The following is a 16062-nucleotide window of genomic DNA, read 5'->3' as shown; positions in this document are numbered from 1 at the left end:
AACGAACTCAAAGGGATTGACGCAAATAACACTGCGATATTTTTCTTTGCCAATAAATCCCACATGAATCAATAATGACACACGCAGAATTGCACAATTAATTAACAATTAATATTCATTTATGTAACTTTATTTAATAGGGTGTACCAACGAATAACATTTATGGTGGGGAAGTTTTTTTCTAAAGGAGAAAAGGGATCTCCCACTACTGGCAGAGATAATTCCCAATATAGGAGAAAAGAAACAAACAATGAGATGTATTTCATAGCTCACACAATCTTGATCTATAATACTGCTCCTTTTGCAACATATTCAAAACACCATGGAACGATTTGTAGAAAACGCTATGTATGCTTCTCGCTGGCTACTTGCACCAGTTTATTTTGGTTTATCACTGGCCCTGTTTGCTCTGGCTATAAAATTCTTTCAGGAAATTATTCACATACTGCCACATATCTTTTCGGTTTCTGAATCAGAACTTATCCTGACCCTTCTTTCTCTGATTGATATGGCACTGGTTGGTGGGTTGTTGGTAATGGTCATGTTTTCCGGCTACGAAAACTTTGTTTCCACACTGGATATTGAGGAAAACAAGGAAAAGTTGAATTGGTTGGGAAAAATGGACGCGACGTCACTCAAAAATAAGGTTGCGGCTTCTATTGTTGCCATCTCATCAATTCATTTACTGCGTGTCTTTATGGATGCCCGCAATGTTCCAGACAATAAATTGATGTGGTATGTCATTATCCACCTCACTTTTGTTATATCAGCATTTGTGATGGGATATCTGGATAAACTTACACGCCACCATCATTAACAAGGAATTCTATCCTGCATGTCTCTCCCCTGATGCCAGCCTGATATCATTTGCTGGCATTACGGGCCCCTCCTTTTTTTCGTGATGAATTGCTACGGGCTGTTTCTTTCTGTAACTCTTCAATAAACCTGTCTACAACCATTTCAACCGTTTCACTTCTGGTTGCACCAAGCCTGTTGGACAGCCCATCTATTTTTCTAATAACAGACATCCTCAACGACAGAGAAATCGATCTTTTTTTCTCCTTATCAAGGTATACATGGCTGGTAGCTTCCTTAGATTTAAAGTTGTTATGTTGAGTAAGCAGTTCTTCAATTCTGCGTACTTCTTTCCTGGTTAGCATTCCCTTATCAACGAGTTGGTAAGTGTTTCCCATTTTGCTAAACCGGATGTCAGCACAATAATGATCCCTCAATTCTCTTAAGGTGCGAGTCAGTGTCGGTTCAGAACAACTGAGTGCCTCGATCACCTTCACCTTACTGACAGGCTTTTCATGCGAAAGTAGCAAAGTTAATTTGAAATTTCTAAGTTGTTTGGGGCTAAGTAACATCGTTTTCAATTACCGGGTCAGGAATACTAATTCCTAATATCAACTATAAACACAACATCCAGCATAGCTTTTCATTCTGGTAAATCAATATTAAAACAGGTTAAAAGTTCCATAGTTTTCTCCACCAGCTCCCGAACAGAGTCCGTTATATTTCGCCCGTTCCAGAATATTCACCGCCCAACGCCAGTGCGTAGCAGGTTCACACATTGCCCCCTGGAATTTGAATACCGCCTGATTTGAATTGAGGATCTGTAAAGCATCATCGTAATCACGAGTATTCACCATCAAGGCCCGATGAATATGTTCTATTTGCCCCGGATGAATAGCCGTTTTCCCAACAAGGCCATGAGCTATGTCCAGTGCCAGCTCTTTCTCAAGCAACTCCAGATTGTCAATATGTTCACAAACTGGCGCAGTTAAATAAAAACCCCGCGAGCCAAAAACAGCTACCAGCATTTTGATCACATACCCCATCGGGCCATCATATAAAGTAAGGTCACGCGAGCGCCGCATAGAAATCAGGTTCATCAGATCGTTACCACCAATACGTAAAGCAATAATACGCTCATAGCAAGGGTGAGATTTAAGCTTATCAGCGAGCTGATTCATTTGTTGCACATCAAAAACATCTTCAGTTTCCAATGTTGGCATGATCCCAAGATGGGTTGCAGCGACAATCTCCCACCATTCAGATAATGACATCTGCGTAAATTTAGGCAAAACCAAGCCAGCGACAGCACTAAGATTAACAGTATCGACCAAATATCGTCCCATTGATTCATTGCGTGGACGGATAAAAATCAGAGGATAATGATGTTTAATATCGGTAACAGCATTCTTTGACTCTGCCAGTGCCTGTAATACAAACACGAGATTTTCGATAGCATGGGGGATTTCCTGTTCAGTGACTGAATCCTCGAGACAGATCACCAGAGAGCGCAGCCCTACAACTTTATTGTGTAGCACAATTTCAGTAATATTCTGGCGGGTCGCTGGCATATACAACGTTGCACCAAGCTGATTTGCGGAAGGGATCGATTTCATCAGACTACCTTTTTCATGCTACTTTTTTTATAATCGTTACCGCGCGATATTGACCTATTAAATCGCCCACTTCTGTAATAGCAACATTTTTCTGCTGCGCTAAATAAACCAGTAAAGCGATATCAGGATCAGCCAGTGATCGGACAAGTACCTGTTCCGGTATACGCCGCAAGACCGCGCGGGTTGCTTCTGCAATTCCAGGTTTGATACGGTTAATACTATCGATCTTATAGATGTCAGCAAGAGTTGAAATGACGGTTTTACTCAATTGCAGCAAAGCCATTTTTTCTTGCGGTTGCCAATCCGCTGCTGGTACGGTCGTCAAATCTAAGCGATCACGGTATTCTGCGACAGTATCAACTAACAACCGGCTGCATTCAAACCCACTCAGATGACCACATTTAACACAACCGTGCAACCCTTCTTCACGCCAAATTGAACGCGATATCAGCCCAGATACAGGAGCCCCCATGATGCCGAAAGGAATTAACCAATCATCATCACAAGCTGCCAGCCATGAACATCCACAAGGATCAGCCAGCACCACCAAACGGGGAGTCGCCGAATAGCCAGCTCGTCCCACCAGCGAGCGGGATAGTTCTGCCATGATTGCACCTTTGCCTGTCCAACCATCTACAAACACCAACCCTTCCGTGCCATGCTGCTGTTCTATAAATGACAGTGCTACGTTGTCAATACCACGATCCCGTATGATACTGATCCCATAGTGGTAAGAGCGTTTTCCCATCTTCCGCAAAGCCTGATGCAGCATGACGCCTAATGGCACTCCCGCCCTGACCAAACTCGCCAGCACAATCGGTGTATCACCAAAGCGTAATATCAGAGACTTGGCAAGCATTACAACTTCCGTCGCCAGTCTGGCGGCTCCCAGTTGCAACGCTTTATCGAACAACTCTAAATGATAAGAGGTTGGCTCTGGTTCCTGACTCAACATATCGGAATAATGACGAGCACCAGATTGAATTAACTGCTCTTTAACCTCAACCGGGGTCATTTCAATCTGAACGGGCTCTAGCAAAAATTGGATATCATCGGCAGCATAAGAACCAGAAAAAGGAGCAAAGCCATTCATTTATTTTTAGTTCCGGTAGTTGTATTAAAATCTGGCTTAATCATAAGTTACAATTTCTACAGAAGGAGCGACAAGAGACAATTGCGCGATTAGCGCTGGATCAACCGAGGTTTTCGGTGTTTCAAGGCAAAGCAGTATACGATCGAACTGTTGGTGTGCAACGTTATAGAGGAAATTTGGTATCCCTAATCCGTAATTATCCGTAAATGCCATAACAGACTGAATTGCATGCCCGCAGGAGATAGGAGAACGGGTTGTCGAGCCAAACTTCACAGATGCACCTGTCTGTTCAAGCCGCTCCGCCAGCAAAAATGGTTGCCAAACAAACTCGCTGGAACCGAGTACCAGCACCTTCTCACCAGCATTGGCTTGAATATCAGTACCAAGATCATACTGAATATCAGCTAACCCCAGACGTCCCCAGTTTTGAATACCGATAATATCGACCTTTCCCCGTGCTGTGATATTGACTTGAGGCATGACAGGAACAGGGGCAGAACTATCTGCCTCCCACTGCCAATTTCCTTTAACCAAAGAAACAGTAGAGACAGGAAGCGGGCAGCGTCTTATGATGCTTTGGCCACTCCAGTCCGTCAGTGTCACTGTGATGATATGTTCTATTTGATCCAGCCCGGCATGATACAAAGCCTCGAACAGATTAAGAAAGGTATTACCGGTAGTTGCTTCATCATCGATCAGAACAAGGGTACGGGCACTGCTTACCCGTTGACGCAGATGATTTTCTTGCGGCCAGTAAATCAGATGATCTGTTGCATGACTATGATCCTCTTTAAATTCACACAACAGATCACCTTCTACCGGATGGCGCGTTGATGTCAGAAACACCGAAGAGGCCACTTTTTGCCGCGTCTCCTGAAAAACGCCGGCGGCCAATCCGACCGCCGTTTCTGCCATACCGATATAGAGCACAGGGCCAGGCAAATTAATCGGAAACTGTTCTGACAACTGCCGATAAACAGCCCGCATAATAGATGGGCTGACGGGAATATGGCGGCCTAATACTTTGCTGACAAATAAGAATGCTCTTTTAGGATTACGGCGTTCAGCAATATCAAACAATGTTTCCAAAGACGTTACACCACGTTCAGCCATGATAGTCAAAGTTCCACTATTTAACTGTTTCTTATAGAGCTGGCTGTTATCAACCTGAGATGGGTAACGCTGAAGGTGATTACATGTTGTCATTCAGAGACACCTTTTAAAAAAATTTTAGCCATTTCAAGAAGTGGTGCGGTGACAGTTGTGATGCTTTCATAGAACAAATTTCCCTTTCATAAACTCAATCTTGTTACTCAAAAAATGCCTATTGCTAAATTGCCGTTAGTCACAATGGACACATTCGTTTTCCAGTCTAAATTTGGTGAAATATGCATCGCAGTCTAGAACTGAGATTCCGCTTATGTCAATCATAATATGATTTTTTATGAGCAAATTTTGTTTGACTTTTTATCATGGACAAGAAATCATAAAAAATGAAGCCAGGTTGTTCTCTATCATGCATTTAATAGAGATGTGCAATTTGTGAGGATCATAATATGACAGGATTTTAACCATATATCTGGTCATATTATGATTTTTCCATAAGTGAAATTATCGCAATTCATCGATAACGATTTGCGATAAAAAAATAATTCACGATAAAAACAATTCACCGATAAATAAGAGGTGTTATTAATGGTTTCATTAAGTAAAAATCAGTCAGTCTCTCTCAGCAAACAGAGCACTTCACTGGCTAAAATTGATTTTGGTCTGGGATGGGACCCTGTAGCCCCAAAAAAAGGTTTCTTGTCACGCTTATTCGGCGGAGACAATAATGAAATCGATCTGGATGCAAGCTGCATCCTGCTTGATAAATCTGGTAATACCATTGATGTTGTCTGGTTTGGTCAACTGAATTCAGAATGTGGTTCTGTCAAACACAGCGGCGATAACCTGACTGGTGAAGGTGACGGAGATGATGAAGTCATCAGTGTCGATTTGATCAAGCTGCCTGCCAGTGTTGAATATCTTGCCTTTACCGTTAATAGCTTTCGAGGCCAAACGTTTAATGATGTTGATAACGCTTTTTGCCGCGTTGTTGATCAAAATGGTAAAGAGCTGGCGCGCTATCAGTTAAACGAACAGGGCGCCCATACTGGTATTATTATCTCTTCTCTGTGCCGTAACAGTGGTCAGTGGGATTTTACCGCACATGGTGTTGCTTGCCGTGGGCGTACCATTGAAAATATGTCTCCACAAATCGTTGAAACGGTGGTGCGCTAATGAACCTGACTCCGGGAGGAAATGCCTCCGTCTCCAACCAGGCACTGACCATAAGGGTACTTTCCGGATCATCAGTCGATGTCTCCGCTTTCCGTCTTTATGCTAATGGAAAAGTTCAAGGGGACCCGGACATGGTGTTTTATGGTCAGCCCAATAATGACGATAACACCATTCGTCTGTCCGGCGGCAATACCGATACTGCGTTTTCTGTTAACCTGCCAGCTCTGCGGCAAGAGGTTCAGAAAGTGGCATTTACCGCGACTTGCGACGGCAATCAAACCATCTCCGACCTGCACAATCTCTCTATTCAGGTAGAACTGAACGGAAGCGTGATCTTACAAGGACATGTTGAAGTTCAGGGACGTTCAGAAGCCGCCTTGATTCTGGGTGAACTTTATCGCCGCAACGGCGAGTGGAAATTCCGCTTTATTGCTCAAGGATTTAATGGCGGTCTCAAGCCCTTAGCTGAGCATTTTGGTATTGATATTATTGATGAGACGCCAACGCCTGCTCCTAACAGCGTTAATCTGAGCAAGGTTTCTCTTACCAAAGAAAAACCCGCTATCAGCCTGAATAAACGTGATAACTACGGTGAGATACGCATCAATCTGAATTGGAATCAGAATACTGCTCCTGCTAATCGGGGAATGTTCCACAACATCTTTAACACCAACAAAGGTGTGGATCTGGATCTCGGTGCATTCGTCCGGCTCCGTAATGGTACACGCGAAGTTATACAAGCATTAGGAGAGAGCTTTGGCGCTTACCATCACGATCCCTACGTACAGCTACAAGGGGATGATCGTACGGGTAATATCAAAGATGGCGAATGGCTCCATATCAATGGTCTTGAATGGAAAAACATCAGTGAAGTTCTGATCTACGCCTTTATCTACGAAGGTGTACCTAACTGGAACAGCACTGATGGTATTGTCACCATTTATGTCAATGGGCAACCTCCGATCGAAACGCGTCTGACGGAAGGCCACAATCGCAAAAATATGTGTGCCATTGCCCGTCTTGTTAATGAAAATGGTGCCATCAAAGTAGAACGCATCAACCAGTACTTCAGTGGGCACAAAGAAATGGACAGCGCCTTCGGATGGGGTTTTCGCTGGACATCAGGCAGTAAATGAGACTTCTGCTGTGATATAGGCGCTGTTATATAAATCGGTTATCACATAATTGGAGGAATTTATGTCCTTTTTAAACAAAATTAAATCAGCTTTCAATGCTGGTCGCGAAGAATTGACCAATCAAGTTGGCCGTTTCAAAAACAAAAAATTCATGGAAGGTACTGTAGCGGTATGCGCACATGTTGCGATGGCAAGCAATGGTGTCAGCTCTGAAGAGAAACAAAAAATGGTGGGGTTTATCAAAAACTCCCCTGAACTAAAAGTGTTCGATACCACTGAAATTATCGAATTCTTCAATAAACTGGTCAGTAGCTATGAATTTGATGCTGATATCGGCAAAGGTGAAGCCATGAAATACATTATGGCGCTGAAACAGCAACCGGAAGCGGCACAACTTGCTTTACGCGTCGGTATTGCCGTTGCCAAGAGTGATGGTGACTTTGATAACGATGAAAAAAATGCTGCCAGGGAAATATGTACATCCTTAGGCTTTGCTCCAGCAGATTTTGATCTGTAATCGCAGTTAATTTAAGAGGCTTACTTCATGGTATCCACGCACATTGGTTTTCCGATGGAAACCGTTGCTGTATTTATCCTTCTGTCGGTTGGTGCGCTTTTTATCGACCTCTTTATGCATCGTCATGACAAGCCAATTTCGTTGCGCAGTGCTGCCCTCTGGTCTGTTTTCTGGGTCGCCATTGCTTTTGCTTTCGCGGGCTTCCTGTTTGTCCATCACGGTGCTGAAGTAGCAAGTCTGTTCATTACCGGTTATGCACTGGAAAAAGTACTTTCTGTCGATAACCTGTTTGTCATCATGGCAATTTTCTCTTGGTTTGCGATCCCGGATCGTTATCGTCATCGCGTTCTTTACTGGGGCATTATCGGGGCCATTATCTTCCGTGGTATTTTTGTAGCCATCGGGACAAGCCTGCTAATGCTAGGGCCCTGGGTTGAAATGGTCTTTGCTGTTGTGGTCGGTTGGACGGCAGTGATGATGCTGAAAAGTGGTGACAATGATGATGAAATCGAAGACTACTCACAGCATCTTGCCTACCGTTTGGTGAAGCGCTTCTTCCCAATCTGGCCGAAACTGCGTGGTCATGCCTTTATTCTCAGTCAGAAAGAAGTCAATACGGAACTAACCAAACCGGAAAACGCAAATGTAGTTATTGATCGAGAAAAAACGGATCGAGAAAAAACAGCTCGTGCTGGCAAAGCAGCATTTTATGCCACCCCACTGTTGCTATGTCTGGCCGTTGTTGAACTGTCCGATGTCATGTTTGCTTTTGACTCCGTACCTGCGATTATCGCGGTCAGCCGCGAGCCTTTAATCGTTTATAGTGCCATGATGTTTGCTATCTTAGGCCTGCGTACACTCTACTTTGTACTGGAAGCGTTGAAAAAGTATCTGGTGCACTTGGAAAAGGCCGTGGTTGTCCTACTGTTCTTTATTGCTATTAAATTAGGGCTTAACGCATCTGAACATATGTTCCACCACGGTTATTCTATTTCGGCAACAACCAGTCTGTTTGTGGTGCTTGGGGTTCTGGCTGCTGGCATTATAGCCAGCCTTCTGTTTCCCCAGAAAGAAAAAACAAGCTGAATCCTGTATACCCTATGGATTCCAAGGTACAGCCAACAAAGCTGCAACTTGAAAAACGATGGGAATAAATAACTATTTAATCAGTGAGGAAATAACAATGGGTGTATCTCTTTCTAAAGGTGGTAACGTTTCTCTGAGCAAAGAAGCTCCAACTATGAAAAATGTTCTGATCGGTCTCGGTTGGGATACCCGCGCGACTGACGGACAAGATTTTGACCTTGATGCTTCTGCATTCCTGCTGGCAGCAAACGGCAAAGTACGCAGTGATAGCGATTTCATTTTCTACAACAACCTGAAATCTGCTGATGGCTCTATTATGCACACTGGCGACAACCGTACTGGTGAAGGGGATGGTGATGATGAGTCACTGAAAATCAAATTGGACCAGATCCCTGCTGACGTAGACAAGATCGTCTTTGTTGTCACTATCCATGATGCGCAAACACGCCGTCAGAGCTTCGGTCAAGTTTCAGGGGCTTTCATTCGTCTGGTTAATGATGATACGCAAGTTGAAGTTGCTCGCTATGATCTGACAGAAGATGCTTCTACTGAAACGGCTATGCTGTTTGGTGAATTGTATCGCCACAATGGCGAATGGAAATTCCGTGCAGTGGGTCAGGGTTATGCTGGTGGTCTGGCTTCTGTTTGTGCTCAGTATGGCATTAACGCAGCCTGATCTTAGTCTGGCTCAATAAATCACACCGTAATTAAAAACCCTGCCTGATAATATTGGCAGGGTTTTAACTTATCGAACGGGGTTAACGTTTTCTCACAACATGATTTTCTCACAACATAAAGTACTGCTAAAGTATCTCCACATATCCAAATAACACAAGGAACGTCAAATGAGTCTTCATGTTTTATTTCGCCATAATGATATCCCTGAATTAATTCTGCATGGTAGCGCCCTCAATGAGGCCGGGTTTATTGCTGATTCATTATTCCATATCTATCAATATTCAGATGGGATAATCATCTCTCTACTTGCCCCTCAGACTGATATTGCCAACCTGATCAATGAAATTGAAAACAAGCCAGAACAAGGAATAGACAATATTCGTGAAAACGGTGAACTCTATATTGCAGGTGATTGGCTAACTGACAGTCAATTGATAGAACAGCCAATTAATATTGAAATAACATCTGGGAAAATTATTCTTAAGCCCAAATTAGCAGAACTGTTAGCCTGAGCAACAGCTCGCCGTCTTATGTCAAAAATCTCTTAGAGATATCAACCGGAAAGATTATCCATTCTTTTCCGGTTGACTATTTAATTTTAAGCAGCCGAAAAATCTACTTTCCTCCCGCCAAATCCATGAAATTACCTGTTACATACGAAGCTTCATCAGACAATAGCCACGCAATGGCTTCTGCAATTTCTTCTGGCTGCCCTCCTCTTTTCATCGGCAGGGAATTTTTAATACGCTCGATCCTATCCGGCTCACCTCCATCTGCATGCATTTCTGTATAAATAAAGCCGGGCCGAACTGTATTCACCCTAATCCCTTGCGCTGCAACTTCTTGAGATAATCCGATAGTCAATGTATCAACAGCGCCTTTTGATGCAGCATAATCAATATATTCATAAGGGGAACCCAACCTTGCAGCCGCCGATGAAACGTTAACAATCGCACCTCCTTTACCTCCATGACGAAAGGCCATTCTTTTGACAGCTTCGCGGGCACAAAGAAAATACCCTGTTACATTGGTGGCAAATATGTCATTCAACCGTTCCGCTGTTAACTGCTCAATGGTAGCCTGAGGCTTTAAGATACCGGCATTATTCACCAGCCCGGATATATAACCCAGTTCCTCTTCTACCTTTTGGAACAAGGCCACGATCTGTTTTTCATCTGTTACATCCACTTGAACAGAAATTGCCGACTGCCCCAGGTTTCGGATCATATCCACAACTTCATGAGCACTGTTTTCACGAGTACGATAACCAATACCAATATGGTGCCCTCTCTTTGCCAGACACAAAGCTGTCGCTTTACCAATACCACGAGAACCGCCTGTAATAATTGTGACTTGCTGCATAATGCACTCTTCCTCTTTATTTTTCTGATGTAATTCCTTTAATTAACTGTGACTGTGATACGCTTAGGGAATCATTAAAGGTAAATCTTATTAATGTTTAACAACAAAAAGAGCTTTCGTTGGTATAAACCCGCTTATATCGGAATAATACCCTCCGATATAAGGTTTTACTAATACCGCGGTCACACCATAATAGACTGGGGCAATGGGAGCATCTTTTACAAAGGTATCGATAGCTTGTTGGAAATATATCTGACTATTGGTTTTACCGGCTTTTTCCACCCAATGATCAAATTCTTTATTAGAATAAAATGAAACATTATTGGTTTGATTGGTGCAGAAAATATTTAAGAAAGCCATCGGATTATTATAATCTCCAATCCATCCTCCTCTGACAACATCAAACCTACCCTCATGTTCATTATCCAACATGACTTTCCATTCCTGAGCTTGCAACTTAGTGATAACACCAAGATTCTTTTTCCACATAGATGCCGCAGCAATAGCAATTTTCTTATGTATTTCTGAAGTATTATAGGTCAGATTAAATTTCAGAGGATTATTCTGATTAAAGCCTGCTTCATTTAATAATTGTCGCGCTTTTTTATTACGCTGAGATTGTGTCCAAGTTGCATATTCAGGCTGTTTCAATTTAAACCCTCCGATTCCCGGTGGAAGTATGGTGTAAGCAGGCAGTTGGCCTTGAGCGACAATCCTATTGGCAATAATATCCCGATTCAAAGCTAAATTGAGTGCTTGTCTGACTCTGACATCATTGAATGGAGGCTTTTTATTATTAAACTGGTAATAATACGTACTGAGGATCGGTGAGATATGGATCTGATCGCCTATTTTTTTCTTTAATGAAGCAAAATCTTCTAACGGAATGGTAAATGTGATATCTATTTCCCCCGCTAAATAGCGGTTTAACTCTGCTTTATTTGATTCAATTGGCAGATACGTTACTTTATTAATTACCGTATCCTTATTATCCCAATAATCAGAATTTCTGACACCGACAATTTTTTCATTTACCACCCATTCAGATAATTTAAATGGCCCACTGGAGACAAAATGCTCTGGTTGTACCCATTTATCACCATACTTTGTCACTACATTCTCATTAATAGGATCCAGAATGGGAAAGGCTAATACTTGCAAAAAATAACCAACAGGCTTTTCTAACTTCACCTCAACAGTGGCATCATCCAATGCTTTTACACCTAGCTCTTCAACTTTTTTCTGCCCTTTTAATATCTCTTTAGCATTTACAACAGAGGCATCAGCAAGATAACTACCATAAGGAGAAACCGTTGCAGGATCAATTAGGCGTCGCCAGCTAAAGACAACATCATGTGCAGTGATCGGTGTCCCATCAGACCATTTGATGCCTTTTCTTAAATGAAAAATCCACTTTTGATTATCTTTTGTTTCCCAACTTTCGGCCAATTTGGGTTCAATATTGCCATCTTTATTAGTCCCAACTAATCCATCAAAAAAATCATTGATAATATTAATTGACACATTATCTTCAACTTTATCTATATCAAGTGATACTGGCTCTGCGCCATTATTACGAATAATCTCCTGTTTTTCATCTAATTGTGTATCAGGTGGAATAACTGCGGCATAAGATAGTGTAATACCGCTCAAAGCCATACTCATAGAATAAATTAATAACCTAATTATTCTATTAATAATTTTATTTAACATACCATTTTCCTCTATTGCTGTGATGTAATTTTTATTATTGAGTAGAAATATTTATTCATACTTAATAAACACACATCCAATTTTATTATTTAATAAATAATTTTGTGAAATAACAATTTAAAAAAACTAATTAACTTAAGATATACAGAGCAAAATCAATCTATTATAAAATTAAATTAATTAGATAATTATTTGATATTGATATATCAAAGAGAAATAAAAAAGCTGCAACTTCATCAGATGCAGCTTGAATCCTATCAAAGATAATTTTTTATCCTTTAATACTCAATAACATAAAGGTCTTTAGTGGATATATATCCTAGCGGGTTAATATAAAAACCGCCGACATAAGGCTTCACCATTCTCGCACTAACATAATAATAAATGGGAATAACGGGAGAATCTTTAGTAATAATATCTAATCCTTTTTGCTGATATGACTTATCGTTAGTCTCACTCGCTTTTTTTATCAATACATCATAATCTCTGCTCTCATATAAGGATGTATTTTTAACCTGCCCTGACATAAACATATTCAAAAAATTCATCGGGCTATTATAATCAGCAATCCATGCTCTTCTGATAACTTCGAATTTACCCTGATGCATATTATCCAACATGACTTTCCACTCCTGATTCTGCAAGACAGCTTCAACACCAAGATTCTTTTTCCACATTGAACTGACAGCAATAGCAATTTTTTTGTGCGATTCATGGGTATTGTAAAGCAAATTAAATTTCAGGGGATTATTCTGATTAAAACCCGCTTCATTCAATAATTCTTTAGCTTTTTTAATACGCTGTTCCTGAGTCCAGGAAGCATAATCAGGCCCGGTAAATTCAAAACCACCCACATTTGGTGGGACAATCGTATAAGCCGGTTTTTGCCCCTGCCTTAATACCTTATATGCAATAACATCTCTGTCTACAGCTAAATTTAATGCTTGTCTGACTTTAATATTATCAAAAGGCGGTTTTTTGTTATTAATTTCATAAAAATAAACACCTATCTGAGGTGAGATATGGACTTGATCTCCCATTGTCTCTTTTAATGATTCAAAAGATTCCAATGGAATTGTATTGGTAAAGTCAACCTCTCCTGCCAAATAACGCCCTAAAGCGGCTTTCTCAGAGCCGATAACCAGATAACTCACTTTATCAATCACGGTATTCTTATCATCCCAGTAATGAGGATTTCTGACACCGACTAATTTTTCATTTACCATCCATTCAGACAATTTAAATGGCCCATTGCCTACAAAATTTCCCGGTCTTGTCCATTTATCACCATACTTATTAATTACTTTTTCATTAAGGGGAACCATAACAGGGTGAGCCAGTGCCTGTAAAAGATCTCCCATTGGTTTCTCCAGATGTATTTCTAATGTCATATCATCTAATGCTTTTACTCCAAGCTCTTCACCTTTCTTCTTACCTGTAAGAATATCATTCGCATTGATAATACTGGTATTTTCAAGATAGCTACCATAAGGTGAACCAATATCAGGATCAACCAAACGTCGCCAACTGAATACGAAATCATGGGCGGTAATCGGTGTACCATCAGACCATTTAATGCCTTTTCTTAAATGGAAAATCCATATTTTATTATCATAGGTTTTCCAACTTTCAGCTAGTCTCGGTTCGATATTGCCTTGCCTGTCGGTATAAACTAAACCATCAAAAAAATCATGAATAATATCAAATTCCACATTACTGGAAACTTTATGCGTATCCAGTGAAGCAGGTTCTGTTAAACTATTACGGACAATTTCTTGTTTAGCTGCCAATTTTATCCCTTCAGGTACAACAGCGGCATAAGACAATGAGGTATTTGCAACTATTACTGCAATAACAAATGAAAGTATTTTAAATTTTTTCATTTTCATTATTTTAACCCTATGATTATATAATAATTATTCTTAAATAGGACCATTCATATAATCAGAGCCTGTTTACACAGGCTCTGAATTCTTTCTAATGTTTTATTACATAAAGATCTTTCGTCGAAATATAATCCATTGGGGTAACATAAAATCCACCGACATAAGGTTTTACCAACTTATTACTGACATAATAGTAGACAGGAATAGCAGGAGTATCATTGGTTAAAATATCTATCGCCTTTTGATAATACATAACATCATTAGTTTCACCAGCTTTAATTACCAAATGATCGAAATCACTATTTTCATAGAGAGGAATATTTTGACTACTTCCTGTCAGGAACGTATCCAGAAATGACATAGGACTATTATAATCTGCTATCCATGCATACCTGACCACATCAAATTTATTTTGATGCATATTATCCAGCATGACTTTCCATTCTTGATTTTGCAAATTAGCTTGAACACCAAGATTTTTTTTCCACATTGAAGTCACTGCAATAGCTATTTTTTTGTGGGTTTCTCTTGTATTATAAAGTAGATTAAATTTTAGTGGGTTATCTTTATTAAAACCAGCCTCATTTAATAACTCCCTGGCTTTTTTAATCCGTTGTTCTTGTGTCCAGGAAGCATATTCAGGTGGCGTTAAACTTAATCCGCCAATATTAGGTGGAATAATATTATACGCAGGCAATTGCCCCTGAGCTAAAACCTTATCCGCAATAATATCTCTATCAATAGCTAAACTTAATGCCTGCCTGACTCTGATATCATTAAATGGTGGTTTCTTAGTATTAAAAACATAATAATAAGTAGATAACATAGGAATAATATGCATTTGATCACTAAACTCTTTTTTTAATGATGTAAAAGAGTCTAATTCAATCGTTTTAGTTATATCGACTTCCCCTGCGAGATACCGGTTCAGATCTGCTTTTTCTGATACGATTGTAAGATAAGTAACTTTATTAATGATTGTATTTTTATCATCCCAATATTGAGGATTCCTGATACCAACGACTTTTTCATTTACCCGCCACTCTGAAAGTTTAAAAGCCCCACTACCAACAAAAGTCTCTGGTTGTGTCCACTTATCACCATATTTTTTGACTACTTTTTCGCTGATGGGAACCAGAATCGGGTGGGTTAGCATCTGTAATAAATACGCAACAGGCTTATCCAATTTCACTTCCAATGTAAAATCATCCAGCGCTTTTACACCAAGCTCTTCTACTTTTTTCTTGCCAAGTAATACATCATTTGCATTTATCACATGAGCCGTTGCAAGATAGCTGCTATAAGGGGAACCCATAGTTGGATCAAGTAGACGCCGCCAACTGAATACCACATCATGGGCAGTAATCGGCGTACCATCAGACCACTTAATTCCTTTTCTTAAATGGAAAATCCATGTCTGGTTATCAGCCGTTTCCCAACGCTCTGCCAATCTCGGTTCGATATTCCCTTTTCTATCGGTGTAAACCAAACCATCAAAAAAATCATGGATAATATCTAACTCAGTATTACTTTCTACTTTATGCACATCCAGAGAAGCAGGAAATGAGCCGTTATTGCGCACAATTTCCTGTTTCTCTGCCAGCTCTGTACCAGGAGGGATAATGGCAGCCTGAGCCAAACTAACACTGCCCAATATAATTCCTATCGAGCAGGTTAATACTTTAGATATTTTATTTTTTATTAGCTTCACCATCATTTTTTGCATATTAGTGCTCTCCATAACTGTTTTTTATTATTAAATTACTGTCATATTTATAATTACCATCTTTATTATTAACCATTTAAAAAAATGACTCTTACTTGTAATATTCTTACATAATTTGAGTAGATTAAAGATATAAGTACAACGCATAATAATTAGCATTGAACTTATTAT

Annotated in this window: 15 protein-coding genes; 7 read left to right on the top strand and 8 right to left on the bottom strand. The window is 40.3% G+C overall.

Annotation, left to right across the window (positions count from 1 at the left end):
- Window positions 1-322: 322 nt before the first annotated feature.
- On the top strand, window positions 323-817 hold the full coding sequence (locus tag ABLA85_RS09745; protein ID WP_367963556.1) for a TIGR00645 family protein: 495 nt from the start codon (window positions 323-325) through the stop codon (window positions 815-817).
- A 46-nt stretch (window positions 818-863) separates the two neighbouring features.
- Here ABLA85_RS09745 and ABLA85_RS09740 read toward each other — a convergent pair whose 3' ends face one another.
- The 4 genes from ABLA85_RS09740 to ABLA85_RS09725 all read right to left on the bottom strand — a co-directional run bounded on the left by ABLA85_RS09740 (window position 864) and on the right by ABLA85_RS09725 (window position 4710).
- Window positions 864-1367, bottom strand: coding sequence for a tellurium resistance protein TerW (locus tag ABLA85_RS09740; RefSeq protein ID WP_367963554.1), 504 nt, complete (start codon window positions 1365-1367; stop codon window positions 864-866).
- A gap of 90 nt (window positions 1368-1457) precedes the next feature.
- Entirely contained in the window at window positions 1458-2411 is a 954-nt protein-coding gene (locus ABLA85_RS09735) for an HpcH/HpaI aldolase/citrate lyase family protein (protein WP_367963552.1), read from the bottom strand.
- 13 nt (window positions 2412-2424) lie between these two features.
- A complete protein-coding gene (locus tag ABLA85_RS09730; protein WP_367963550.1) occupies window positions 2425-3504 on the bottom strand; it encodes a cysteine protease StiP family protein in 1080 nt (359 codons plus the stop codon).
- A 36-nt stretch (window positions 3505-3540) separates the two neighbouring features.
- On the bottom strand, window positions 3541-4710 hold the full coding sequence (locus ABLA85_RS09725; protein ID WP_367963548.1) for a phosphoribosyltransferase domain-containing protein: 1170 nt from the start codon (window positions 4708-4710) through the stop codon (window positions 3541-3543).
- A gap of 489 nt (window positions 4711-5199) precedes the next feature.
- Here ABLA85_RS09725 and ABLA85_RS09720 point away from each other — a divergent pair, with 489 nt between their 5' ends.
- The 6 genes from ABLA85_RS09720 (at window position 5200) to ABLA85_RS09695 (ending at window position 9716) form a co-directional block, all read left to right on the top strand.
- A complete protein-coding gene (locus tag ABLA85_RS09720) occupies window positions 5200-5787 on the top strand; it encodes a TerD family protein (protein WP_367963546.1) in 588 nt (195 codons plus the stop codon).
- Window positions 5787-6923: a TerD family protein gene (locus ABLA85_RS09715; protein WP_367963544.1), complete on the top strand. Its 1137-nt coding sequence runs from the start codon at window positions 5787-5789 to the stop codon at window positions 6921-6923. Before ABLA85_RS09720 ends, ABLA85_RS09715 begins: the two co-directional genes overlap by 1 nt.
- A gap of 61 nt (window positions 6924-6984) precedes the next feature.
- Window positions 6985-7440 carry a tellurite resistance TerB family protein gene (locus tag ABLA85_RS09710; RefSeq protein ID WP_367963542.1) on the top strand — a complete coding sequence of 152 codons (456 nt, stop codon included), beginning with the start codon at window positions 6985-6987 and terminating at the stop codon, window positions 7438-7440.
- 27 nt (window positions 7441-7467) lie between these two features.
- Window positions 7468-8526 (top strand): TerC/Alx family metal homeostasis membrane protein, encoded by a 1059-nt coding sequence (locus ABLA85_RS09705; RefSeq protein WP_367963540.1) that lies wholly within the window; start codon window positions 7468-7470, stop codon window positions 8524-8526.
- 97 nt (window positions 8527-8623) lie between these two features.
- Entirely contained in the window at window positions 8624-9202 is a 579-nt protein-coding gene (locus ABLA85_RS09700) for a TerD family protein (protein WP_367963537.1), read from the top strand.
- Between the two features lie 169 nt (window positions 9203-9371).
- A complete protein-coding gene (locus tag ABLA85_RS09695; protein ID WP_367963534.1) occupies window positions 9372-9716 on the top strand; it encodes a hypothetical protein in 345 nt (114 codons plus the stop codon).
- 103 nt (window positions 9717-9819) lie between these two features.
- On the opposite strand, the gene ABLA85_RS09690 is transcribed toward ABLA85_RS09695, so the two are convergent.
- From ABLA85_RS09690 to ABLA85_RS09675, 4 genes are all read right to left on the bottom strand, one after another.
- Window positions 9820-10566: an SDR family oxidoreductase gene (locus ABLA85_RS09690; RefSeq protein ID WP_367963532.1), complete on the bottom strand. Its 747-nt coding sequence runs from the start codon at window positions 10564-10566 to the stop codon at window positions 9820-9822.
- A 90-nt stretch (window positions 10567-10656) separates the two neighbouring features.
- Complete coding sequence (locus tag ABLA85_RS09685; protein WP_367963530.1) at window positions 10657-12279, bottom strand: ABC transporter substrate-binding protein; 1623 nt, start codon at window positions 12277-12279, stop codon at window positions 10657-10659.
- A 278-nt stretch (window positions 12280-12557) separates the two neighbouring features.
- A complete protein-coding gene (locus ABLA85_RS09680; RefSeq protein ID WP_367963529.1) occupies window positions 12558-14168 on the bottom strand; it encodes an ABC transporter substrate-binding protein in 1611 nt (536 codons plus the stop codon).
- Window positions 14169-14256: 88 nt separating this feature from the next.
- Window positions 14257-15891: an ABC transporter substrate-binding protein gene (locus ABLA85_RS09675; RefSeq protein ID WP_367963526.1), complete on the bottom strand. Its 1635-nt coding sequence runs from the start codon at window positions 15889-15891 to the stop codon at window positions 14257-14259.
- Between the last annotated feature and the right edge of the window lie 171 nt (window positions 15892-16062).

The organism is Xenorhabdus sp. SGI246, assembly GCF_040838225.1.
In the GTDB taxonomy this organism is placed as follows: Bacteria; Pseudomonadota; Gammaproteobacteria; order Enterobacterales; family Enterobacteriaceae; genus Xenorhabdus; species Xenorhabdus indica.
The sequence above is the reverse complement of the archived record's forward strand: the minus strand, read 5'-3'. Positions and strand labels throughout refer to the sequence as shown.

Bases quoted from the DNA above. Each gene is read 5' to 3' on its own strand.
- ABLA85_RS09740 (WP_367963554.1), bottom strand. From the start codon at position 1,367: ATGTTACTTAGCCCCAAACAACTTAGAAATTTCAAATTAACTTTGCTA.
- ABLA85_RS09675 (WP_367963526.1), bottom strand. From the start codon at position 15,891: ATGCAAAAAATGATGGTGAAGCTAATAAAAAATAAAATATCTAAAGTA.
- ABLA85_RS09730 (WP_367963550.1), bottom strand. From the start codon at position 3,504: ATGAATGGCTTTGCTCCTTTTTCTGGTTCTTATGCTGCCGATGATATC.
- ABLA85_RS09695 (WP_367963534.1), top strand. From the start codon at position 9,372: ATGAGTCTTCATGTTTTATTTCGCCATAATGATATCCCTGAATTAATT.
- ABLA85_RS09690 (WP_367963532.1), bottom strand. From the start codon at position 10,566: ATGCAGCAAGTCACAATTATTACAGGCGGTTCTCGTGGTATTGGTAAA.
- ABLA85_RS09720 (WP_367963546.1), top strand. From the start codon at position 5,200: ATGGTTTCATTAAGTAAAAATCAGTCAGTCTCTCTCAGCAAACAGAGC.
- ABLA85_RS09700 (WP_367963537.1), top strand. From the start codon at position 8,624: ATGGGTGTATCTCTTTCTAAAGGTGGTAACGTTTCTCTGAGCAAAGAA.
- ABLA85_RS09715 (WP_367963544.1), top strand. From the start codon at position 5,787: ATGAACCTGACTCCGGGAGGAAATGCCTCCGTCTCCAACCAGGCACTG.
- ABLA85_RS09735 (WP_367963552.1), bottom strand. From the start codon at position 2,411: ATGAAATCGATCCCTTCCGCAAATCAGCTTGGTGCAACGTTGTATATG.
- ABLA85_RS09705 (WP_367963540.1), top strand. From the start codon at position 7,468: ATGGTATCCACGCACATTGGTTTTCCGATGGAAACCGTTGCTGTATTT.
- ABLA85_RS09710 (WP_367963542.1), top strand. From the start codon at position 6,985: ATGTCCTTTTTAAACAAAATTAAATCAGCTTTCAATGCTGGTCGCGAA.
- ABLA85_RS09745 (WP_367963556.1), top strand. From the start codon at position 323: ATGGAACGATTTGTAGAAAACGCTATGTATGCTTCTCGCTGGCTACTT.
- ABLA85_RS09680 (WP_367963529.1), bottom strand. From the start codon at position 14,168: ATGAAAATGAAAAAATTTAAAATACTTTCATTTGTTATTGCAGTAATA.
- ABLA85_RS09725 (WP_367963548.1), bottom strand. From the start codon at position 4,710: ATGACAACATGTAATCACCTTCAGCGTTACCCATCTCAGGTTGATAAC.
- ABLA85_RS09685 (WP_367963530.1), bottom strand. From the start codon at position 12,279: ATGTTAAATAAAATTATTAATAGAATAATTAGGTTATTAATTTATTCT.